The sequence below is a fragment of the Streptomyces sp. NRRL F-2664 genome, from assembly GCF_000719345.1.
GTDB lineage: Bacteria > Actinomycetota > Actinomycetes > Streptomycetales > Streptomycetaceae > Streptomyces.
In genome coordinates this window covers 45,483-67,375 of sequence record NZ_JOFX01000018.1, presented here as the reverse complement: position 1 = coordinate 67,375, position 21,893 = coordinate 45,483, and the positions used below count along the sequence as shown (strand labels likewise).

Sequence of the window (21,893 nt, the reverse complement as noted above, 5' to 3'; positions counted from 1 at the left end):
CCTCAGTTCCCGTAGGCCTTGGCGGCCTCGGCTTCGAGCTTCGCCGCGGTGCCCTGCGGGTCGGAGGGGTCGCGCAGGAAGTCCTGGAGCAGCTTCCACTCGCCGGCACCCTTGGTGCCGCCGAACGCCGCAGGGGCCTGGTCCGACATGTCGAAGCGGATCGAGTTGCCCGCCGCGATGAGCGAGTTGGCGGTGCTGCGGGTGGTGTCGTCGCCGTACGCGGCGAAGTCGACCTCGTTGTTGGGGGAGAGGAAGCCGCCCGCGCCCGCCCAGACCTCGGCCGCCTCGGCGCTCGCCAGGAACTCGACGAGCTTCATGCCCGCCGTGCCGTTCTTGCCGTCCTTCAGGACGACCGCCGCGTCACCGCCGCTGACCACCGGCGGCCTGCCGCCGTCGACGGAGGGGAACGGGAAGAACTTGGCGTCCTGCCCGAGCTTCTTGCCGAACTGGCCCTTGGCGACGCCGCCGACGAAGTCCCCCTCGTAGACCATGCCCGCCTTGGGCTCGGGTCCGAAGACCTGCGCGACCGACGTGGGGAAGTCGGTCCCCAGCGCGGCCTGGGCGCCGCCGGCGACGAGCTGCTTGTCCTTGAACAGTTCACCCAGGGTGGTCAGGGCCCTGACCACGCTCTCGTCGGTCCACTTCAGCTGGTGCTGGGCGAGCTGGTCGTACTTCTCCGGTCCGGCCTGGGAGAGGTAGATGTTCTCGAACCAGTCGGTGAGCGTCCAGCCGTCCTCGCCGGCTATGGCGAAGGCCGGGCGGCCGGAGTCCGCGAGGGTGCGGCCGGTCTTGAGCATGTCGCTGTAGCTCTTGGGCTCGTCGACGCCGGCCTGGGCGAAGGCCTCGGGGGCGTACCAGACCGTCGACTTGTGGGCGGCCTTGAAGTAGAGGCCGTAGTACTGGCCGTCGACGGTGCCGTAGTTCTTCCACACCGGGGCGAGGGTGGACCCGGCGGTCCGGGAGGTCTGGTCGGAAAGGGGCTGGAGCCAGCCCTTCTTCGCGAACTGCTGGAGCACGCCGACCTGGGGCACCATGACCACGTCGGGCGCGTTGCCGCCCTCGATCTTGCTTCCGACGAAGGTGGAGACGTTGTCGCCGGAGGGCACGAAGACGGTCTTGGCGCCCGTCTTCTGGGTGAAGGCGTCGAGGACCTTCTTGAAGCTCTGCTGCTCCGCGCCGGTCCAGACGCCGGCGACGGTGACGGTCTGGCCGCCGAGGTCGCCGCCGCCCGCCGGTCCAGTGGTGCCGCCGCAGGCGGTGGCGGCGAGGGAGAGGGCGAGGGCGGCCGCCGCGGTGGCAGCGCTGCGGCGGGTGGTCCTGCTGGGTCGTCGCATGAGAAGTCCTTTCGGGGAAGTCCGGAGCCGGCTGGGGAGGTGCTGGCCGGGGATTGCGGGATCGGGGGCGAGGGGGCGCGGGAGAAGGACTACGGGTGGTCGCCCGTCCACCAGGCCGCTGTCGCCGCTGGCAGCACCCCGTCGGGACAGGGCCCGCTGGCGAGCAGCGGGGTGCCGGGGACCGGGGCCGGTACCGGCTCGGTGCCGAAGTTCACCGCGCAGATCAGCCCTTCGCCGCGGGCCATGGCCAGGACCTGCGCGGGGGCGTCCAGCCAGCGCAGGGTGCCCTCGCCGAGCTGCGGCAGGGTGCGCCGCAACTGCAGGCCGTCGCGGTAGAGGTGCCAGAAGGAGCGGGTGTCGGCGAGGGCGCGGTCGGTGGCGTGCTCGGCGAACCACTCGGGCTGCGGCAGCCAGGGCTTGACGCCGGCGGTCTCCTGGCTGAAGCCGAAGGGGGAGGCGTGCCCGGACCAGGGCAGGGGCACCCGGCAGCCGTCCCGTATGTGCTTGCGGCTGCCCGTACGGCGGAAGATGGGGTCGGTGAGGACCTCGTCGGGCAGGTCGAGGACCTCCGGGAGGCCGAGCTCCTCGCCCTGGTAGACGTAGGCGGCGCCGGGCAGTGCGAGCATCAGCAGGGCCGCGGCGCGGGCGCGCGCCGCTCCCAGTCCGCTGCCCTCGACACCCGGTTCGCCCGCGTACCGGGTGACCGTGCGGACCTGGTCGTGGTTGTTGAGGACCCAGGTGACGGTCGATCCGGTGCCCGCGATGTCGCGCATCGCCTCGGTGATCGTGGCACGGAAGGCGGCGGCGTCCCAGGGGGCGCTGAGCAGGTCGAAGAAGAACGCCTGGTGCAGCTCGTCGGGGCGGACGTATGCGGCGTGCTCGCGTGCGGTGGGCACGGACACCTCGCCGACCAGCAGCCGCTCGTGACCGTCCCGGGCGGTGTACTCCTCGCAGACCGCGCGCCAGCGGCGCCACACGCCGTGTACCTCGGGCCGGTTCCAGGCCAGCTGGTTGACGGCGTCGCGGGCCCGCTCGTCCGCGCCGGGGTCGTCCGAGTCGGGCAGTTCGGGGTGCTTGAACAGGCCGGCGGCGACGTCGATACGGAAACCGTCGACGCCCCGGTCCAGCCAGAAGCGCAGCACCCGCTCGAAGTCGTCGCCCACGACGGGGTCGCGCCAGTTCAGGTCGGGCTGCTCGGGCGTGAAGAGGTGCAGGTACCACTCGCCGGGGGTGCCGTCCGTACCGGTGGTCCGGCTCCAGGCCGGCCCCCCGAACATGGCACGCCAGTTGTTGGGCGGCTCCGCGCCGTCGGCCCCGCGGCCCGGCGCGAAGTGGAAGCGGGAGCGCGGCGCGCTGCCGGGCTCCGCGGCGAGCGCCGCACGGAACCACGGGTGCTCGCTGGAGCAGTGGTTGGGCACGATGTCGAGCAGCAGCTTGAGCCCGAGCCGGTGGGCGTCGGACACGAGCCGGTCGAATTCGGCGAGGTCGCCGTAGACCGGGTCGACGCCGCAGTAGTCCGCCACGTCGTAGCCGTGGTCGTGCTGCGGCGACGGGTAGAAGGGGCTGAGCCAGATGCCGTCGACCCCGAGCTTGCGCAGGTAGGGCAGACCGGCGCGGACGCCGGCGAGATCGCCGACCCCGTCCCCGGTGCTGTCGAGGAAGCTGCGGACGTAGACCTGGTAGATCACCGCGTCACGCCACCAGGGGGTGGAAGGGGCGGCGGCTGCGGCGCTGCGGGAGGGGTGACCGGAACCGGCCGGAAGGGTGCTGAGCATCTCGCGTCGACCTGTCTGCTGAATGCGAGAGCGCCCTGGATCAGGTGCGCTGTTATGCATGCATGTTAAGTAGCAGCGACAGGAACGTGTCAACGATGTGTCCAGAAACAGGCAAAAGCTGGGGTGTTATGTCCTTGAATGCCCAGGTGTACGAACGAGGGCTCCTACTTAACATGTAAGTAGGAGCCCTCGGAGGGAGAGGCCAGTGCGATCAGCCCGTGCGGGAAATGGCCCCGAGCTCGCGCGCCAGCCGCGCCACCGCATCGTCCGGCGTCTGGCGCAGCGCCATCACGTCCTGCCCCACGGCCTGCACGGCGAGGCTCACCTGGTCGTAGCGCGGACTCTTCGGCCGCGGCACCGCCGACAGCACGCTCTCGCGCAGGGTCGGCAGGTACGGGTGGGCGCGGACCAGCTCGGGATCCTCGTACAGCGCGGCGCGCACCGGCGGCAGCGAGCCCTCGGTGAGGACCCGTCGCTGCACCCGCTCGCTGGTGAGGTAGGCCATCAGGTCCGCCGCCGACGCCGGGTGCCGCGCACTGCTGCTGACGGCCAGGTTGGAACCGCCCAGCACGCTGGTGCCGGGCCCGTCCGCGCCGGGCAGCGGCACGGCGCCGAACCGGCCGGCCACCTCCGAGTCCGGCGCGCTCGCGTCCGCATACACGTAGGGCCAGTTCCGCAGGAAGAGCAACCGGCCGTCCTGGAACGCCCTGCGGGACTCCTCCTCCTTGTAGCCGAGCGCCTCGCGGGAGATCCAGCCCTCCCGCACCCCGTCCGCGAGGAACCGCAGACCGGCCCGCGCCCCGTCGGAGTCCACGGTGACGCGGGCGCCGTCGTCGCGCAGGATCGAGCCGCCCGCCGAGTGCACCGCCTCGGTGACGTTGACCGTCAGCCCCTCGTACGGGAGGAACTGGCCGGCGTAACCGTCCAGCCCGTGCTGCGGCGCGATCGTGCGGGCCTGGCGGGCCAACTCGGACCAGGTCCGCGGCGGCTGCACACCCGCCCGGTCCAGGAGGTCCTTGCGGTAGTAGAGCAGGCCCGCGTTCGTGACGTACGGGACCGCGTACAGGCGGCCGTCGAAGGTCGCGGTGTCCACGACCGGCCGCAGGAAGGCGTCCAGGGGGAACCGGTCCCGGGGGAGCGGGGAGATCCATCCGGCCGCCGCGAACTCGGACGTCCAGGCGACGTCGATGTTCAGCACGTCGAAGCGGCCCCGGCCCGACCGCAGCTCGCTGATCATCTGGGCCCGGGTCTCGTCGGCCGAGTCCGGCAGCTCGACCAGGGTGACCCGCTCGCCGGGACGGCTCTCGTTCCAGTCGTCGAGCAGGGGGCCGAGGTAGTCGGTGAGGTCGCCCGCCGTCACCAGCGTCAGCGGGCCCCGGGCGCCGGAGGCCGCGCCCTCCCCGGGGCGGACACCGAGACCGGCGTACCCCGCGAGCACGACCGCCACCACCAGGAGAGCTCTACCCGCGGCACGCGTCCACCGCATAGATTCCTCCCAGAGCACGATCCGGCTGCGCTGCCGACCCCTCGTGGCCTATATATACCCGTTAGGCATGGGCGATACTAGACGTCCAGGCAGACGTGACGGACGCAGGCGACATCCGACGGGATGCCAGTGAACAGTTGACTACGCAGCGGGAAGGAGGGGGCGAGTGCGGCAGGCGCTCCTTGCGCTCCTCACCCGTAGCCCTGCGCACGGTTACGAGCTCAAGCAGGACCTTGAGAAGCTCCTGGGCGCCGCGTACCCTCAGCCCAACGTCGGCCAGATCTACGTCACCCTCGGCAGGCTCGAGAAGAGCGGACTGATCGAGGGCGAGGACGTCGAACAGTCGGGTCGGCCCAACAAGCGCACGTACAAGCTGACGGACGCCGGACGCGAGGCCGTGCTGGCCTGGTTCGAGGACACCGCCGAGGAGCCCCGGGTCCGGGACGAGTTCTTCATGAAGGTGGCGCTCGCACCGCAGTCGGGCCTGGCCGACCCCATCACCCTGATCAACAAGCAGCGGCGCCAGTACCTCAACACCATGCGGGACCTGTCGAAGCTGGCCGCTGCCGAGGACCGCGACAACAAGATCTCCCAACTGCTGATCGAGGGCGCCATGCTGCACCTGCAGGCGGACCTCGACTGGCTCGAACGCATTCAGGAGGAGCTGGAATGAGCGACGACGCCACCGCCGCTCCTGCCGTGCCCATCGTCCGCGCCGAGGGCCTGACCAAGACGCACCACGGCGAGGGCGCCCCGGTGCCCGCCGTCCGCGGCGTGGACCTCTCCGTCCGGCCGGGCGAGTTCGTCGCGGTCACCGGCCCCTCGGGCGCCGGGAAGTCCACCCTCCTGCACCTGATCGGCGGCCTCCAGCGGCCCGACGCCGGCAAGCTGTGGTTCGACGGCGAACGCGTCGACACCTACCGCGAGGCCCGCTGGGCCGCCCTCAGGCGCCGCAGCATCGGCGTCGTCTTCCAGTTCTTCAACCTCGTCTCCAACCTCACCGTCGCCGACAACGTCGAACTGCCCGCCCTGCTCGCCGGCACCTCCCCGAAGGCCGCCCGCGCATCCCGCGCCGAACTGCTCGCCGAACTCGGCCTCGAAGGCCGCGAGCGCTCCATGCCGGGAGAGCTGTCCGGCGGCGAACAGCAGCGGGTCGCCCTCGCCCGTGCCCTCGTCAACCACCCCGCGCTGCTGCTCGCCGACGAACCGGCCGGCAGCCTCGACAGCAAGGGCACCCGGGAGGTGCTGCGCCTGCTCACCCGCTTCCACCAGCGCGGTCAGACGATCATGATGGTCACCCACGACGCCCGGATGGCCAGCGCCGCCGACCGCGTCATCAGCTTCTTCGACGGCCGCATAGCCGACGACGCCCGGCTCGGCGGCGGACGCCCCGGGCCGGCCGGCGGCGTCTCCGGCGTGCTCGAACTGAAGGACTGACGGTGCGGGCCACCCTGCGCTGGGCGCAGGCCGACTTCCGTGCACACCGCGGCGAAGCCCTCTTCGTCGTCCTCGCCAGCGCCGGCGTCATCGCCTCGCTCCTGCTGGCCGGCGCGCTCTTCGGCTACGCCGCGAACCCGTGGCAGCGGGTCTTCAACCAGTCCCAGGGCGCGCACATCTGGCTGCACACCCGCGCCGGAGCGGACGCGGACGCGGACGCCCTGTCCGGTGTGGAAGGCGTCGAGGCGCTGTCCGGGCCCTACCGCACCGCCGCCACCACGATCGACTCGCGCGGAGCCCGTGCAGGGGTGACGCTCCGCGCCACCGGCGCCGAGCCCCCGCGCACCGGGCGGCCGCTCCTCACCGCGGGCAGCTGGCTCGACGTCCCCGACGCGGACGACACCGGCCCGCGGCCCGCCTCCGGCCCGGGCGCCGTCGTACTGGAGACCTCGGTGGCCCGTGCCCTCTGGGCGGAGCCGGGCGACACCGTCCGCGTCAGCGGCCCCGACGGCGCCCCGCGCCTGCTGCGGGTGAGCGGGACCGCCGACGCCGCCGAGCCGCGCTACCGGCCGGGCGGCGCGGCCGGCATCGGCTGGGTGCTTCCCGCAACCCTCGACGACATCGCCCGCGCCACCACCGGGCAGAGCGTCGGGCTGCGCCTGGAGGACCCCGACGACACCGACTTCATCGTCCAGCGCGCCGTCACCGTACTCGGCGCCGACCGGGTCGCCGAGGTCACCAAGTGGCAGCAGGCCCGCGCCGAGGCGGGCGGCGACGACCGGTTCCTCGGCACGGTGTTCGCCGTCTTCGGCCTCGGCGCCCTCCTCGCCGCCGCCCTCGCCGCGTCCGGAGCGGTCGGCGCCCGGGTCCGGGGCCAGCTGCGGGACATCGCGGTCCTCAAGGCCATCGGCTTCACCCCCGGCCAGGTCACCCGTGGCTTCCTCGTCCAGCACCTGGCCTTCGCGCTCCTCGGGGTGGCCCTCGGCACCACGGCGATCGCCCTCCTCGGCGCCCGCATACCCGGCCGGATCGGCGAAGCGGCCGCCGTCTGGAAGGACCTCCCCGGGCACACCGCCCTGATGATCGGCATCCCCGGGGGCGCGGTCCTGCTCATCGCCGCGTCCACCGGCCTCTCCGCATGGCGGGCCGGACGCGTCCCCCCGGTTCCGGTGGCCAGGGCGGCGCTGCCGTCCGCGTCGCCGATGACCGCCCTCGGCAAACGGGCCCTCGGGATGCGGGTGCCGCCCGCGCTCCTCCTCGGGTGGCGGGCGGCGTTCCCCTGCCGCGGGCGGACGCTCGTACCGGTGATCCGGCTCGCACTGCCCCTGGTGCTCATCACGGTCGCCCTCGTCGCCTGGTCGACGCTGGACCAGTTCCGCAGCCGCCCCGCCCAGGTGGGACTGGCCGCGGCACTCACCGTACGGTCCGAGCAGGGCGCCGGGCCGTCCGGCACCGAGTTGGCCAAGATCCTCGCGACGGTCCCCGATGTCGCCGCCGTCCACCCGGGCGCGGAGATGGCGGCGCTGGTACCCGGACAGACCGGCACCATCACCCTGCGCGGCCTCGGCACCGCCCGGCAGCCCTACCCGTCCGCGGTGGTGGAGGGGCGCGCGGTGGCCGGCCCCGACGAAGCCGTGGCCGGCCAGGGACTGCTGGACCTGCTGGGCGTGCGCGTCGGCGACTGGGTCCGGATGACCGTCGGCGGACGGCCGCAGATCCTGCACCTCGTGGGTCGCACCATCGAGCCCGAATCCGGCGGCCGGGTCATCACCACCACCCTCGACGCGCTGCGCGAGCGCGACCCGCAGCTGAAGCCCGCCTACTACGCCCTGGAACTGCGCGGCGGGGCCGACCCGCGGGCCGTGAGCGGCGCCCTCGCCGCGGCGGCCGGCGCAACCCTGGAGATCCGTGAGACGCCCAATCCGGCCGACCGGCTGGAACCGGCCCGCGGGGTGATCGGCGCCCTGATCGCGGTGCTGGCGCTCATCGGGCTGATCGAACTGCTCACCCTCGTCGGTACGGGCGTGCGCGACCGCGGCCGGGACCTGCTCGCCCTGAAGGCCATCGGGCTGACGCCCCGGCAGATCGGCGCGATGATCGTGACGGCCGCCGGCCTGACCGCACTCGCCTCCGCACTGGTGGGGACGGCGGTGGGCGTCCTGGCCGGCAGCAGGCTCGTGGACACCCAGGGCGCGTCCAGCGGTATCGGCGCGGGCATCGCACACCTGCCGCCGCTACCGGTGCTCGCGACCGTGGTCGGGGCCGCGGTGCTGGGCGCGGTCGCGGCAGCGGTGCTGCCGGCGACCCGGACGGCACGGCGCCGGCTGGCGGACTCGCTGAGCGAGACCCTCTGACCACCGGCGCCGCCGCGTGTCCGGTCCGAGGGCGGAGGCTACGGCAGGGGCGTTCCGCCGGTGGCGTTGACGATCTCCCCGGTGATGCAGGAGGCATGGGCCGAGGCGAGGAAGACGAAGACGGGTGCCAGCTCCGCGGGCTGGGCGGGCCGCCCCAGCGGTGACTGCTCGCCGAACTCCGTCGGGTCCGGCATCGTCGCGGGGATCAGCGGCGTCCAGACCGGGCCGGGGGCGACGGCGTTGACCCGGATGCCCCGCTCGGCCAGCATCTGCGCCAACCCCTGGGTGAAGGAGATGATCGCCGACTTGGTCATCGCGTAGTCGAGGAGATGCGGGCTCGGCTGGTAGCCCTGGACGGACGTGGTGTTGACGACCGAGCCGCCGCGCGGCATATGGGCCAGTGCGGCCTTCGTGAGCCAGAACATCCCGTACAGGTTGGTCTTCATCACCCGGTCGAACTGCTCGGTGGTGATCGCTTCGATCCCGTCGGGCTGCGACATTTGGTAGGCGGCGTTGTTGACCAGGAGGTCGATCCCGCCGAGGGCGTCGACCGTCCGCCCGACGAGGGCGGTGCACTGCTCCTCGTCGCGGATGTCGCAGGCGACGGACACCGCGGTGCGGCCTGCTTCGCGGACCAGGCGTGCGGTCTCCTCGGCCTCCGCAGCCTCCTCGGGCAGGTGGGTGAAGACGACGTCGGCGCCCTCCCGGGCGAAGGCCAGGCAGACCGCCCGGCCGATCCCCGAGTCACCTCCGGTGACCAGGGCCCTGCGGTCGAGCAGCAGGCCGTGGCCGCGGTAGCTGTCCTCGCCGTGATCGGGGCGGGGATCCATCGCCTCCGTCGAACCGGGGTGGTCCTGCTCCTGCTCGGGAAACGGCGGGCGAGGGTGGAGGTGCACCGGATCGGTGAGGCGGGGGCCGGGCTCAGGCTGGGAGGTCATGGGCTCACTGTCCTGTTCGGCCGCCGACGAGCGGTGTCCGGCGCAGACGGGCCGACAGCTCACGGCGGGGTCGTTTTCTGGGGCTTCCTACGGTTACCCAGGCGTCCGAGCGGTATCCACCGCTTCCTCCGAACAGCGGGCGTGGTGTCGCGGCCGGATGCCCGATGACGCGGCCGGGGCTCCGAAGGCGCATTCGCCCGTCAGGCGCGCTCGCGCCCGTGTATCCCGACGTGTCAGGGGCAGGCGCGGGGAAGCACACGCCGTCGGGCTGCCGAGGAGTGGCCATGGGCCCACCGCCTTCCGCCGCGCACCATCGCGAGATCGACCTCCGCACCACCGCGGGCACGGCGGCATGCAGCGCCGGGCTCGCCTGGGTACGCCGGACCCTGTCCGACTGGGGTCTGGTCGGCCGAGGTCAGGACGCCGTGCTGGTCGCGGCCGAGCTGCTCGCCAATGCCGTCGAACATGCCGACGGGATTCACCGTCTGACCCTGGCTCACCACGACCGCCTGCTGCAGATCGCCGTCACCGACCCCAGCGCCGCACCTCCCCGGCTCCGCGAGCACCGGCCCGGCTCCATAGGCGGCCACGGCCTGTTCCTCGTCGACCGCCTCGCGCGGCAGTGGGGTTGGCGGCCCAACGGCCGCGGGAAGACGGTCTGGGCGGACCTCGACCTCGGGCCGTGACCGTCGGGGGGAGACGCTCCGCGCACCGGGCCGGGCGGAGCGGGACCCGGTCGCGACCTGGAGGAGGTGGGAGGAGGTCGGCGGCCGGGCCTCGGACGGGGGCCGTACCACTGGCCACGGCTCCCCGCTCGGCGTCTGTCCGGCAGGAGCCGACGTAAACCGCAGAGCCCCGGGACGTCGGAGCCGGTCCCGGGAGGACGCCGCGGCGTCTTCCGTGAACGGTGTCGTCCCATTCGGCCGACAGCGACGTGGGGCGGCGGACCCAAGCCGGGTAAGCGCCCTCCATGAACACGAAAACCCTCGACCCCACGAAGGCCGTCCCCGCCCTGCACGCCGCTTCCGGATGGTGGCTCACCACCCTGGACCGCATGGAACGGACGACCCTGGCAGACCCGGCGATCCGCATCCTCCAGCGGGGAATCCGCTCCCTCCCGCTGGGTGACGTGCGGGACGTACTGCGGGGTAGGCCGCTGGGCCACCCCGTGCACCCCTTTCTCGTACAGGTGCCCATCGGATGCTGGCTCTCCGCAGCCGTACTCGACGTCATGCCCGGAGAGGCCCGCGCAGCCACGACCCTGACGGCCGTCGGCCTCGCCGGCGTGGCCCCGGCCGCGATCGCCGGCTGGACGGACTGGGCCGACATGCCGCCCGAACAGGCCCGGGTCGGTCTCGTCCACGCCGTCTCCAACGCGGCGGTCGTCGGCTGCTACGCGGTCTCCCTGGCGGCGCGCCTCGGCGGCCGCCCGGCGAAGGGCAGGCTGTGGTCGTGGGCCGGGATGGCGGCGGTGGCCGTCTCCGGCGCCCTCGGCGGCCACATCGCCTACCGCCAGGCCGTCGGACCGCATCCCGCCGGCTGAGTCGTCGCCTCGGGAAGTGCCCGCGGGCTCCCGCCCTGCGCGGCCGCCCCGGGCGGCCGGCACGGCGATGCGTACGCGTCCCGGCGGCTCGGGGAACCGTCCTGCTCAGCGGCCCCAGCGCAGTGCCGGCGTCTGCACAGGTGCGTCCCACAGCCGCAGGAGTTCGTCATCGGCGCGGCACAGCGTCACCGAGCAGCCCGCCATGTCCAGCGACGTGACGTAGTTCCCGACGAGGGTCCGCGCCACCGGCACCCCGCGGTCCGCGAGCACCCGCGCCACCTCGGCGTGGAACCCGTACAGCTCCAGCAGCGGTGTCGCACCCATGCCGTTCACCAGGGCCAGGACCGGCCCGTCGGCCGGGGCCACGTCCGCCAGGTCGTCCAGGACGGCGCCCACCGCGAAGTCCGCGATCTCACGGGCCGACATCATCGGGCGGCGCTCCCGCCCCGGTTCGCCGTGGATCCCGATGCCGAGTTCGAGTTCGCCGTCCGGCAGGTCGAAGGTGGGGCTGCCCTTGGCGGGCGTGGTGCAGGCGCTCAACGCCACGCCGAAGCTGCGGGAGGCCTTGTTGACCCGCCCGGCCACCGCGGCGACCTCCTCCAGCGGGGCACCCTCCTCGGCCGCGGCACCGGCGATCTTCTCGACGAAGAGGGTGGCGCCCGTGCCGCGCCGGCCCGCCGTGTACAGGCTGTCGGTGACGGCCACGTCGTCGTCGACCAGCACGCGCTGGACGCGGATGCCGTCCTCCTCCGCGAGTTCGGCTGCCATGTCGAAGTTGAGGACGTCACCGGTGTAGTTCTTCACGATGAAGAGCACGCCCCGGCCGGAGTCCACCGCCTTGGCGGCGCGCAGGACCTGGTCGGGCACCGGGGAGGTGAACACCTCGCCCGGACAGGCGGCGGAGAGCATGCCGGGGCCGACGAAGCCGCCGTGCAGTGGCTCGTGCCCGGAGCCGCCACCGGACACCAGGCCCACCCGCCCGCCTTCGCTCGCACCCCTCCGTACGATGACCCGGGCCTGCGCGTCCACGTCCAGTTCGGGATGGGCGGCGGCCAGCCCCCGCAGGGCGTCGGCCACCACGGTGTCGGGACTGTTGATCAGCATGTTCATGGCGCATCTCCCAGTGGGCTGACAGTGACTCTCCGAGGGCATGCCGACCGCGCACCGCTCACTTCGACGGTAAGGGAGCCCGCCCCCCGGCAACAGGCGGACGGGCCGGGTGGCCGCTCATCCCAAGCGGCCCACGTGCAGGATGACCACCGCTCCCGGATCACGGGCGAGGGTGTACACCACGCGGTAGCGGCCGACGTGGATCCGGCGCAGGCCCGACCCGAGCACGGCAGCGCCCTGCGGGCGCGGCTCGCCCGACAGCAGTTCCACGGCGAACAGCAGTTGACGCAGTCCGGCCGGATCGTCGTCGAGGTGTCGGGCCGCCGCGTACACGGCGGTCTCCTCCCACACGATGCCGTACGTCATCCGCCGCCCTCCCTCCACCGGGACGGAGCCCGGCGGGCGGGTACGCGAGCCGGGCGGACCTCACCCGGCGCCTGCCCGGGGGCTGCGCCCCGTACGCCTGCGGCATCCCGTGCCCCCAGCTGCCGCCGCCGACGGGCTGCAGCGCGAACGGCCACGGCCGGAGCGGGTAGGACGGGTGGAGGGAGTGGAATGCTCGACGTATGGATGGCGATTCCGTGGTGCCCACTGCCGAGGGTGGCGGCGCGAGTTCCGAGACGCTGGCGCTGGCCAAGGTCGTGGCCCGGCTCCGGGCCGAGGTGGTGGACCTGGAGGCACAGGCGTCGATGACGGCCGTCCTGGAGCGCGCCAAGGGCATCGTGATGGCCCGGACGGGCCTGCCGCCGGAAGCCGCCCACCAGGAATTGCTCGACAGCGCCGCGCGGCACCGGCGGTCGCTGCTGGAGGAGTGCTGGATCACCCAGGGCCAGGCAGCCGGTGCCGGTCGGCCGGGGCAGTCCCCGCAGGCCGCCGAGCGCAACGCACGGGCCACCGCGACCGTGCCGGCGCACACGCCCTTCGACACCAGTCGCTACGTCCTCCCCGGTGGTGGCCCGCCGGCCGACCGCCAGGTGCTCCTCGCCCGTTTGGCCGAAGGCTTGGCGGCCGCCGGCGTCCGTACCCCTGCCGAGATCGCCGAACTGCTGCGGGGCGTGCTGGAGGATGCGGAGGACGTGGCCGCTGTGGTGATCTACACGGAGGCCGCTGCCGGAGGTCTGGAGCTGGCCGGGCACGCCGGGGTCGACGACGCCACGGCCGAGGAGTGGCGTCACATCCCGCCGCTGAGCGGGGTCGCCGCGCAGGCGGCCGTCGAGACCGAAGAAGCGGTGTGGCTCGAAGACCTCGCGCAGGACGCCGGCCACTGCCTGCTGATCGGCGATCCGCCCGGGCGGTGGCCCTCGCGCGCCTGGCTCCCCGTACCCGGAGACCGCCCGGTGACCGCCGTCGTCGGCTTCTTCCGTACCGGGCCCGGGCCCTTCGACGCCCGCACCCGGACCCTGCTGCGGCGCGCCGTCAGGCTGTGCGCCGGCCCCCTGCGGGCACACCGGGGCCCCGACCGGCTCGACCTCCGACAGGACGTCGACGCCGTCCAGGCGGTCTTCGACGCCCTGCCCGGGCCGGCGGTCCTGCTGACCCCGCTGCGTTCGCGGACGGGGCAGGTCGACGACTACCGGATCGACGCGGCGGCGCCGCAGGCGCTGGACGTGGCCGGCCGGCGCGGCAAGGAGCTGATCGGCCGGAAGGTCCTGGAGACCTACCCGACGGTGGCGGGCAGCGACGTCTGGGAGGGATACCTGGACACGCTGACGACCGGCGCGGTCTACGAGAGCGAACCCTTCGTCTACGAGGAGGTGGCCCCCGGAGCCCCCCGGGAGTCCGTCTACTCGGTCCGGGCGTCGCGGCTGGGGGAGCGCCTGGTCGTGACCTGGATCCGGCACGACACCAGCGAACGCGAGACCCGCAGACTGGACGACTTGCAGCGGCTGGGCAACCTCGGCTGGGCCGGCTGGAACCTCACCACGGACGCGATCACGTGGTCGGGCCAGGTCTACACGATCTTCGACCGTGATCCCGCCCTGGGGCCCATGCGCCTGGAGGAACTGCCGGAGCACCTGCTGGCGGAGGACCTGCCGGAGCTGGGCGCGGCCGTCCAGCGGCTGCTGGGCGAGGGCGGGGCCATCGACCAGCCCTTCCGCATCACCACCGCACACGGGGTCCGGCACCTGCGGATCGTCGCGGAATCCCAGCGGGACGCGGACGGCAGCCCGGTGGAAGTGCACGGGTTCTTCCAGGACCTGACGGCCCAGCGGGGCGCCGAGATGGCCCTGAAGGAGAGCGAGCGTGCCAACCTCGTCCAGCGCGGCATGCTGAAGGCGGAACGCGCCCTGGCCGCACGGCTCCAGGACACCCTCCTGCCGATCGCCGAGCAGTCCCTGGAACTGGCCGGTCTGCGTGTCGACGTCGCCTACGTCCCCGCGGAGAGCGGGCTGAACGTGGGGGGCGACTGGTACTCCGCCATCGAACTCCCGGACGGCAGCGCACTGTTCGTGGTCGGGGACGTCGCCGGCCACGGCCTGTCGGCGGTGGGCACGATGGCCCAGCTGCGGTTCACCGCCAAGGGCATGAGCATCACCGGTTCGCCCCTGCCCGAGGTCCTCGGCAGGCTCAACGACCTGCTCCTGCACACCGGCGGGGACACCTACGGTGCGACCGCCACCATGGTCATGGGGCGCTACCAGCCCTGGGACCACCGGCTGACCTGGGTGCGTGCGGGGCACCTCCCGCCGCTGCTGATCCGGGACGGCGGGGCGGCCTTCCTCGCGCAGCCCGAGGGCAGCCTCCTCGGCGCCGCGTTCGGCTCGGCGTACGGGGAGGAGGTCACCGAGCTGCTGCCCGGGGACCATCTGCTCTTCTACACGGACGGGCTCGTGGAGGAGCCGCGCGAGGACCTGGGGGCCGGGTTGGACAGGCTCTCCGACACGGCTTTGCGGCTCGTGGGGGAGGGCCGGGGCGGCTTCCTGGCCAGGACCCTGGCCGAGCGGCGTGCGGGCCATCGGGACGACATCTGCGTCCTGCAGATACACGTGCCCGACGCGCCCTGAACCGGTTCAGTGGGTGGGGTGCCATTCGGTCAGGAGGATGGTGGCGTCGTCGCGCAGACGGTGCTCCCGGTGGGCGAGCAGGTTGTTGGCCAGCCGGCGCAGTGCTTCCGGGGCGTTGTGCCCCGACGCGAGGGAGCGGATGACGGTGTCGGTCAGGCGCTCCTCGCCGTAGAGGTCGCCGTCGGGGGAGCGGGCCTCGGTGACGCCGTCGCTGTGGATCAGTACGCGGTCACCGGGCTGGAGGCGCGCGTGGTGGAGGGTGGGCGGTGTGTGGTCGTGGAACCCGAGGCCGAGCGGCAGCTCGGCGACGCGTTCGAGTGCTCGGGGCAGGACATGGCCCTCGCGGATCAGTAGCGGTGGCGGGTGGCCGCAGTTGATCCACGCGAACTCGCCGCTGTGGGTGTCCAGTTCGGCGATGACCCCCGTCATGAGCCGGTCGGGGATCCACCGGGCCAGGGTGCGGTCGATGGTGGAGGCGATGTCGGGGAGGGGGGAGCCGGAGCGGCGCGTGGAGCGGCAGGCGGCGATGGCGGCGGCACTGGCTCCCCCGGAGGCCAGGTCATGTCCCATCGCGTCCACCATGGTCAGGTGCAGGGTGCCGTCGAGGAACGTGTGGTCGAAGGCGTCGCCGCCGATGTCGTAGGCAGGCTCCAGCATCGCGGTGGACGTGGCCCGGTGCGTGCCGATGGTCCGCGGCGGCAGGAACGCCCACAGCAGTTCCGCCTGCAGGCTCATCGGGTTCGTCCGCTGGTGCCGGACGACGAGGTCGTTGTGCGAGGACTGGGACACCACCAGCAGGGTCGCCAGGCTCGCCAGTGCGCAGCCCGCCTCCATGCGGTCGGCGACCGGTCCGGAGCAGGAGGCCTGCATGACACCGATGCGTTCGATGCCGTCGACCATGGGGAACCAGGCGGTGTTCCCGTCCCTGCTCCGCTGCACCTGCTGGGCGCGGTAGGCCAGGCCGGCCAGGGAGCCCTCGATGTCGACACCGGCCTGCGCGTCCGGACCCTCACACCCGGGCTGGGGGAGCGGGTTGAGCCGGCTCTGCTGGAGGTCGGCGAGGAACAGCCGGGTCGATCCGACGGCGAGGCGGCGGGCCGCCTCGTCGATCAGGCCGGCGACCTCCAGAGCGGATGCCTCGTGGGAGCGGTCGAGCACCCACGCCAGCACCGGCCCCAGCTCGTCGGAGCCGCCGGCGCTCACCACGGGCGCCCTCCCCCGTCGCAGTCCATCGACATCCTCTCCTTCGGAGCCGGAAACCCATGGGGCCCATCTTGAACAAGGAGCCGCGCACAGGCCCGACCGACACGGGGAAGTGACGGCTCCGGAAAACGCTCCGCCCGGTGCGGGCGGGCGGAGCGCGGGCAGGCGCTCGGGCTACGGCCGGACGGTGCCCCGACCCGCCGGAGTGTCCGCCCACGAGCCGGGTAAGCGCCGTGCGTGCACCAGAAGAACCACGACGCGACCCTGCCGGTGATCAGAACGCTCGACGAGCTGACGGAGATCGTCGCCCGCAGGACGGACCTGTACGTGCGCTGGTCGATGGGGCCGGACATCGACCTGTCGGCGCCCGCCAGCCGCGACGACCTCACCGGTGTGACCCTGCCGGGGCTCTCCGCCAGCCCGCTCGACGTCGAACCCTGGTGGAGCGAGCGACCGCTGCGCGTGTGGGCGGCCCGCCGGCTCTACGACTACGCCCACCTTCCCCATGTGAAGGACCCCCGGGTGCGTCCATGGCTCCTGCGGGGCAGGGAGAGCGGGCGCGGCCCGGACAACGAGCCCCTGGTCACCTCCGTCGAGCCGCTGGGGTGGATCGACCGGTCGGTCATGGACGAAGCGGCGCAGGAGATCGGACGGCAGCGCGGCCGGTGGGGGCCCCTGGACCGGCACGGCGGGCACCGCGGACAGGGCCGCACGGCGTAGGGCGCGTCTTTTGGATCATGCCGGGCTCGCGGGCCCGAGCAACCCGCCGGCACCGGAATTTCCCATCGGAGTCATTTCGGGCGCGTGCAGGCGGATGAGGTGGCGCGAGCAGGGCAGGCGCCCCGTGAAACGTCGGAACGCGATGCACCAGGAGGAGCCTTGAGTGACTTCCAGAGCGCGAGCCGCCAGGACGGAAGCAGGACGGCGGCCGCAGCACAGACCGTTCAGGACAAGGCCGGTGAGGGAGCGTCGCTGGTCGGTGGCAAGGCCGCCGAAGTGGGCGGCACGGCCAAGGAGCAGGCGGCCCAGGTGATGGGTGAAGCCACCGCGCAGGCCCGTGACCTCGTCGGGGAACTGCGTACCCAGCTGACCGGCCAGGCCGGGACGCAGACGCAGCGGCTGGCGGACAACGTGCGCCGCCTCTCGGACGAGCTCCGAGAGCTGGGCGAGAACGGCAAGCCGGATTCCACCATGGCGGGCGTCGCCCGCCAGATCGCCGACAGCGGGCGCCAGGTGGCCGATCATGTGGCGCAGCGGGGCCCGGACGGGCTGGTCACGGACCTGCAGAACTTCGCCCGCCGCCGCCCGGGGGTCTTCCTCGCCGGCGCGGCGCTCGCCGGATTCGTGATCGCGCGCGCCGGCAAGGGCGTGGGGGCGGCCGCCTCGGCGCAGACCCCCGACGACTCCGGCGCCGAGCGCAGCGCGGACGCCCCCGCGGTGGTCGCCATGCCGCCCGCAGGGCCGACCGAACCCGCGCCCGCCATGCCGCAGCCGCCCGCCCACCCGCCGAACGGTGCGCCGCTGCGCGGCGGCTCGGCGGCGCCCGGGGAAGGGATCTGACATGGCCCTCTCCTCCCACGAGCGGCCCATGGCGCCCGCCCGGCCCCCGGCCCCGCCCCCGCCGGCAGCGGCGACCGAGCCGTCGCTCGGCGAGCTGGTCAGTGAGATCGGCCAGGACCTGTCCCAGCTGGTCCGGGACGAGATCGAGCTGGCCAAGGCTGAGATGAAGCAGGAGTCCGCCAAGGCCGGCAAGGCGGTCGGCATGCTGGGCGGAGCGGGATACGCGGGCCACGTGGCGCTGCTGTTCGGCAGTCTGACCATGGTCTTCGCGCTGGCCCACGTGATGGACGCGGCCTGGGCGGCCCTCATCGTCACCGCCGTCTGGGCCGTCGTCGGCGGTGTGCTGTACACGAAGGGCCGCGAGCGACTGCGCACGGTCAACCTCAAGCCGGAGCAGACGGTGGACACCTTGAAGGAGGACGCCCGATGGGCACGACACCTGAAGAGCTGAGGCTCGACATGGAGTACCGGCGAGCACACCTCTCGCGCAACGTCGACCGCCTGGCGGACAGGGTGACCCCGAGCCGGATGGCCCGCCGCAAGGTCGACTCCCTGCGCGACCACGTCAGCGGAGTGAAGGAGCGCGTGATGGGCACTGCCCAGGACGCCGTGCACGGCACTTCCGGAAGCCTGCACCAGGCTGCGGACAGCGTGACGGGAACGGCCAAGGAGATCGGCGGCGACGTCCAGCAGGCCGTCCAGCAGGCCCCGGCCCGGGTGAAGCGGCAGACGCAGGGCAGTCCGCTGGCGGCCGGCCTGATGGCCTTCGGCGCGGGGATGCTCGCGGCGGCGCTCCTGCCGACCACCGAGGTCGAGGAACAGGCCGGCCGGCAGCTGCGCGAGCACTCCGACCAGCTGCTGGAACCGGTCAAGCAGACCGCGATCCAGGCCGCCCAGGAAGTCCGTGAGGAATTGAAGGAGCCTGCGCAGGACGCCGTGGCTTCCGTCAAGGACACGGCACAGGAGGCGGTGACCGCGACGACGGAGCATGCGCAGAGCGCCGGCCGGGAGACCGCTGACGAGCTGCGCGAGGTCGGACGGGAGACCGCGTCCGAGATACGCACGGACCCCGGCGCACAGCGTCCTCCGGCCGGGTAGGTCACCCGGTCGGCACGACGGCGGGCCCGGCCCCCGGTACATCCGGGGCCGGGCCCGCCGTCGTGCCGGCACCGGGCGGCGCGACGGGCGCGCGGCCCGGTGCCGGTCAGAGGCCGAACCGGTCAGAGGTCCGTCGGGTCCCGGCGCTCCAACGGACTCAGCGCGGGCCCCTGGAGCACCTCGCCGTCGATGCCGAAGCGGGAGCCGTGGCAGGGGCACTCCCAGGTCCGCTCGGCGTTGTTGAAGTCGACCACGCAGCCCATGTGCGTGCAGACGGCGGACACCGCGTGCAGTTCGCCCTGGTCGTCGCGGTGGACGGCACAGGGCTTGCCGCCGGCGCGGACCACCGTGCCCTCACCGGGCCGCAGGTCCTCGACCGGGCCGTTGGTCCCGTCGCCGAGCGTCTCCAGGCGGTCCTTGACGAAGTGTTTCCCGACGTCCCACTGGGCCTTCAGGAACGTCGGCGCCGAGCGCACGGCCGAGCCGACGCGCCCGGGGTCGTAGAGCCCGCCCCAGGGGTCCTCGTCGCCGCGGACGAGGGACGCGATGATCGTGCCGGCCAGCACCCCTCCGGTCATGCCCCAGCCGGCGAATCCGGTCGCCACGTAGACGTTGTCGCCCTTCGCGGGCAGGCGTCCGACGAGAGGCAGCGTGTCCGTCGAGCTGTTGTCCTGCGCGGCCCAGCGGTGTGCCGTCGAGAAGCCGGGGAAGTGCTGCTCGGCCCAGCTCTGGAGGCGTGCGTAACCGGCTTCCGTGTCCTCGCCCGTGCCCGGCGTGAACGCCTCCCCGGTGATGATGAGGAGCCGGCCGCCGTCCGCCAGGGGAGAGGTGCGGACGGATCGCTTGCCGTTCTCCTCCGAGATGTACATGCCCTCCGGATCCTGTCCGGCGGGCACCGGACCCGCGATCACCAGGTCGCGGTGCTGGCTGAGCCTGGTGGCCAGCAGGGCGTCGTCGAAGACGGGGTGGTGGGTGGCGACGACCACGTGCCGCGCGGTGACGGTGGCGCCCGAATCGGTCGTGAGCCGGCAGGGATCCCCGTCGTCGAGTTGCGTGACACGGGTGCGCTCGTGGAGCCGGCCGCCGAGCGCGACGAGGTCCTCGACGAGCCCGGTCAGGTACTTGAGCGGGTGGAACTGGGCCTGGTCCTCGACCCGGACGGCGCCGGCGACCGGGAACGGCAGCCCGGTCGCGGTCACGAACGAGGCGTTCAGCCCGGCCGCCCGCGCCGCGTCGGCCTCCGCGCGCAGGGCGTCGACGCCCTCGGGCTCCTCGCAGTAGGTGAAGGCCGGGCGCCTCTCCAGTTCGCACTCGATGCCGAGTTCTCCGGAGACCTCGATGACGTGGCGCAGGGCCGCGCTCTGGGACGCGGCGTACTGTCGCGCGACGTCGTCCCCGTGCTTGCTCCGCAGCGTGTCGTACACGGCGGTGTGCAGGGCGGTGATCTTCGCTGTCGTGTGGCCCGTGACTCCGCTCGCCAGGGCGGCCGCTTCCAGCACGACGACGCTCATGCCGGCGCGGGCGAGTTCCCACGCGGTGCTGAGGCCGACGATGCCACTGCCGATGACCGCCACATCCGCTTCGGCGGCCCCTGACAGAGGGGCGAAGGACGGCAGGGTCGCCGTCCGCATCCAATAGGACTGTCCGGTGTCCGCAAGTCGGTTCATATCCGGCGGCTGCCCAGGAAACCCACCCTGATGCACTGCTCGCGGGGCACTGCGCCCCCTGCACATCAGGGGTGCCGAGCAGGGAAATAGGAGACATTTCGGTTCGCTCGCCGGGGTGGGGGCACGCGCAGCATGAGACGACGCATCGAGACCGGCACACTCTGCGAGGAGACGTCATGAAGGCCCTCACGTGGCACGGCAAGCGGGACGTGCGTTTCGAAACAGTCCCCGATCCCACCATCCGTGACCGCGACGACGTGATCGTCAAAGTCACGACCACCGGCCTGTGCGGCTCGGACCTGCACCTCTACGAGGTCCTGGGGGCATTCCTGGACCCCGGCGACGTCCTGGGCCACGAACCCATGGGCATCGTCCAGGAGGTGGGGCCGGATGTCGACGCGCTGCAGCCGGGGGACCGGGTCGTGATCCCCTTCAACGTCTCGTGCGGCTCCTGCTTCATGTGCGGCCAGGGGTTCCACTCCCAGTGCGAGACGACCCAGGTGCGCGAGCACGGCAAGGGAGCCTCCCTCTTCGGCTACACGAAGCTGTACGGGCAGGTGCCCGGCGGCCAGGCGGAGTACCTGCGGGTCCCCTTCGGCAACCGCCTGCCCATCAGGGTGCCGGACGGGCCGCCCGACGAGCGGTTCGTCTACCTCTCCGACGTGCTGCCCACGGCCTGGCAGGCGGTCGACTACGCCTCCGTACCGCCGGGCGGCAGCGTGGCGGTGCTCGGTCTGGGGCCCATCGGCGACATGAGCTGCCGCATAGCCGCCCATCGCGGAGCCGGTACCGTCATCGGCGTCGACCTCGTCCCGGAACGGCTGGAGCGGGCCCGGGGGCGCGGCTTCCATGCCCTGGACCTCCGCGCGTGCGGAGACGGGCTGACCGACGCCGTCCGCGATCTGACCGGTGGGCGGGGCCCGGATGCCGTCATCGACGCCGTGGGGATGGAGGCGCACGGCAGTCGCGTGGCCGCCGCCGCCCAGCAGATGACGACCTTCCTGCCCGACGCCATGGCCGCGGCGATGATGAAGCGTGCGGGCGTCGACCGGCTGTCCGCGCTGTACACCGCCATCGACCTGGTCCGCCGCGGTGGGACCGTTTCGCTCTCCGGGGTCTACGGAGGCGCGGCCGATCCGATGCCGCTGCTGACCATGTTCGACAAGCAGCTCACCCTGCGGATGGGCCAGGCCAACGTCTGGCGGTGGGTCGAGGACATCCTGCCCCTGCTCACCGACGGCGACCCCCTCGGCGTCGAGGAGTTCGCCACGCACCGCCTGCCGCTCGAAGAGGCGCCCGCCGCGTACAAGATGTTCCAGGAGAAGCGGGACGGCGCGGTCAAGGTCCTGTTCCATCCCTGATCGGTGACGGCGGCACGCACGC

19 protein-coding genes are annotated in these 21,893 nt (G+C 73.0%); 11 read left to right on the top strand and 8 right to left on the bottom strand.

Annotated features, from left to right (window positions below; translation table 11 throughout):
• Positions 1 to 2: 2 nt before the first annotated feature.
• The 3 genes from IF89_RS0117545 to IF89_RS0117535 form a co-directional block, all read right to left on the bottom strand.
• A complete protein-coding gene (locus tag IF89_RS0117545; RefSeq protein ID WP_030768318.1) occupies positions 3 to 1,334 on the bottom strand; it encodes an ABC transporter substrate-binding protein in 1,332 nt (443 codons plus the stop codon).
• Between the two features lie 89 nt (positions 1,335 to 1,423).
• Positions 1,424 to 3,109, bottom strand: coding sequence for a glycoside hydrolase family 13 protein (locus IF89_RS0117540; RefSeq protein ID WP_030768314.1), 1,686 nt, complete (start codon positions 3,107 to 3,109; stop codon positions 1,424 to 1,426).
• A 211-nt stretch (positions 3,110 to 3,320) separates the two neighbouring features.
• A complete protein-coding gene (locus IF89_RS0117535) occupies positions 3,321 to 4,595 on the bottom strand; it encodes an ABC transporter substrate-binding protein (protein WP_030768311.1) in 1,275 nt (424 codons plus the stop codon).
• 166 nt (positions 4,596 to 4,761) lie between these two features.
• Here IF89_RS0117535 and IF89_RS0117530 point away from each other — a divergent pair, with 166 nt between their 5' ends.
• From IF89_RS0117530 to IF89_RS0117520, 3 genes are read left to right on the top strand one after another with little or no spacing between them, the layout of a single operon-like run.
• A complete protein-coding gene (locus IF89_RS0117530; RefSeq protein ID WP_030768308.1) occupies positions 4,762 to 5,268 on the top strand; it encodes a PadR family transcriptional regulator in 507 nt (168 codons plus the stop codon).
• Positions 5,265 to 6,032 (top strand): ABC transporter ATP-binding protein, encoded by a 768-nt coding sequence (locus IF89_RS0117525; protein ID WP_030768306.1) that lies wholly within the window; start codon positions 5,265 to 5,267, stop codon positions 6,030 to 6,032. The genes IF89_RS0117530 and IF89_RS0117525 overlap by 4 nt, the downstream gene beginning before the upstream one ends.
• 2 nt (positions 6,033 to 6,034) lie before the next feature.
• Positions 6,035 to 8,386 (top strand): ABC transporter permease, encoded by a 2,352-nt coding sequence (locus IF89_RS0117520; protein WP_030768304.1) that lies wholly within the window; start codon positions 6,035 to 6,037, stop codon positions 8,384 to 8,386.
• A 38-nt stretch (positions 8,387 to 8,424) separates the two neighbouring features.
• Here IF89_RS0117520 and IF89_RS0117515 read toward each other — a convergent pair whose 3' ends face one another.
• Positions 8,425 to 9,324 (bottom strand): SDR family oxidoreductase, encoded by a 900-nt coding sequence (locus tag IF89_RS0117515; protein ID WP_030768300.1) that lies wholly within the window; start codon positions 9,322 to 9,324, stop codon positions 8,425 to 8,427.
• Positions 9,325 to 9,608: 284 nt separating this feature from the next.
• Here IF89_RS0117515 and IF89_RS0117510 point away from each other — a divergent pair, with 284 nt between their 5' ends.
• Both IF89_RS0117510 and IF89_RS0117505 read left to right on the top strand, forming a co-directional pair.
• The gene (locus IF89_RS0117510; RefSeq protein WP_051807172.1) at positions 9,609 to 10,010 is read left to right on the top strand and encodes an ATP-binding protein; all 402 of its coding nucleotides are present in this window, start codon (positions 9,609 to 9,611) and stop codon (positions 10,008 to 10,010) included.
• Between the two features lie 284 nt (positions 10,011 to 10,294).
• Positions 10,295 to 10,867, top strand: coding sequence for a DUF2231 domain-containing protein (locus IF89_RS0117505; protein ID WP_051807170.1), 573 nt, complete (start codon positions 10,295 to 10,297; stop codon positions 10,865 to 10,867).
• Positions 10,868 to 10,972: 105 nt separating this feature from the next.
• Here the strand turns inward: IF89_RS0117505 and dhaK are convergent, their stop codons facing one another.
• Both dhaK and IF89_RS0117495 read right to left on the bottom strand, forming a co-directional pair.
• Entirely contained in the window at positions 10,973 to 11,977 is a 1,005-nt protein-coding gene (dhaK, locus tag IF89_RS0117500; protein ID WP_030768290.1) for a dihydroxyacetone kinase subunit DhaK, read from the bottom strand.
• 117 nt (positions 11,978 to 12,094) lie between these two features.
• Positions 12,095 to 12,343, bottom strand: a complete 249-nt coding sequence (locus tag IF89_RS0117495) for a type II toxin-antitoxin system RelE family toxin (protein ID WP_030768287.1) — start codon at positions 12,341 to 12,343, stop codon at positions 12,095 to 12,097.
• Between the two features lie 200 nt (positions 12,344 to 12,543).
• Here IF89_RS0117495 and IF89_RS0117490 point away from each other — a divergent pair, with 200 nt between their 5' ends.
• A complete protein-coding gene (locus IF89_RS0117490) occupies positions 12,544 to 14,982 on the top strand; it encodes a SpoIIE family protein phosphatase (RefSeq protein ID WP_051807168.1) in 2,439 nt (812 codons plus the stop codon).
• Positions 14,983 to 14,988: 6 nt separating this feature from the next.
• Here IF89_RS0117490 and IF89_RS0117485 read toward each other — a convergent pair whose 3' ends face one another.
• Positions 14,989 to 16,188: a PP2C family protein-serine/threonine phosphatase gene (locus IF89_RS0117485; RefSeq protein ID WP_030768281.1), complete on the bottom strand. Its 1,200-nt coding sequence runs from the start codon at positions 16,186 to 16,188 to the stop codon at positions 14,989 to 14,991.
• A gap of 234 nt (positions 16,189 to 16,422) precedes the next feature.
• Between IF89_RS0117485 and IF89_RS0117480 the strand changes: the two genes are divergently transcribed.
• The 4 genes from IF89_RS0117480 (at position 16,423) to IF89_RS0117465 (ending at position 18,843) form a co-directional block, all read left to right on the top strand.
• A complete protein-coding gene (locus IF89_RS0117480) occupies positions 16,423 to 16,905 on the top strand; it encodes a DUF6098 family protein (RefSeq protein WP_234327790.1) in 483 nt (160 codons plus the stop codon).
• Between the two features lie 159 nt (positions 16,906 to 17,064).
• On the top strand, positions 17,065 to 17,745 hold the full coding sequence (locus IF89_RS38065; protein ID WP_051807166.1) for a hypothetical protein: 681 nt from the start codon (positions 17,065 to 17,067) through the stop codon (positions 17,743 to 17,745).
• 1 nt (position 17,746) lies between these two features.
• A complete protein-coding gene (locus IF89_RS0117470; RefSeq protein ID WP_043194061.1) occupies positions 17,747 to 18,196 on the top strand; it encodes a phage holin family protein in 450 nt (149 codons plus the stop codon).
• On the top strand, positions 18,172 to 18,843 hold the full coding sequence (locus IF89_RS0117465; RefSeq protein WP_030768268.1) for a DUF3618 domain-containing protein: 672 nt from the start codon (positions 18,172 to 18,174) through the stop codon (positions 18,841 to 18,843). The genes IF89_RS0117470 and IF89_RS0117465 overlap by 25 nt, the downstream gene beginning before the upstream one ends.
• A 122-nt stretch (positions 18,844 to 18,965) precedes the next feature.
• Here IF89_RS0117465 and IF89_RS0117460 read toward each other — a convergent pair whose 3' ends face one another.
• Positions 18,966 to 20,510, bottom strand: coding sequence for an FAD-dependent oxidoreductase (locus IF89_RS0117460; RefSeq protein WP_030768266.1), 1,545 nt, complete (start codon positions 20,508 to 20,510; stop codon positions 18,966 to 18,968).
• Positions 20,511 to 20,686: 176 nt separating this feature from the next.
• On the opposite strand from IF89_RS0117460, the gene IF89_RS0117455 reads away from it, so the two are divergent.
• Complete coding sequence (locus IF89_RS0117455; protein ID WP_030768264.1) at positions 20,687 to 21,871, top strand: zinc-dependent alcohol dehydrogenase; 1,185 nt, start codon at positions 20,687 to 20,689, stop codon at positions 21,869 to 21,871.
• The last annotated feature ends 22 nt before the right edge of the window (positions 21,872 to 21,893 follow it).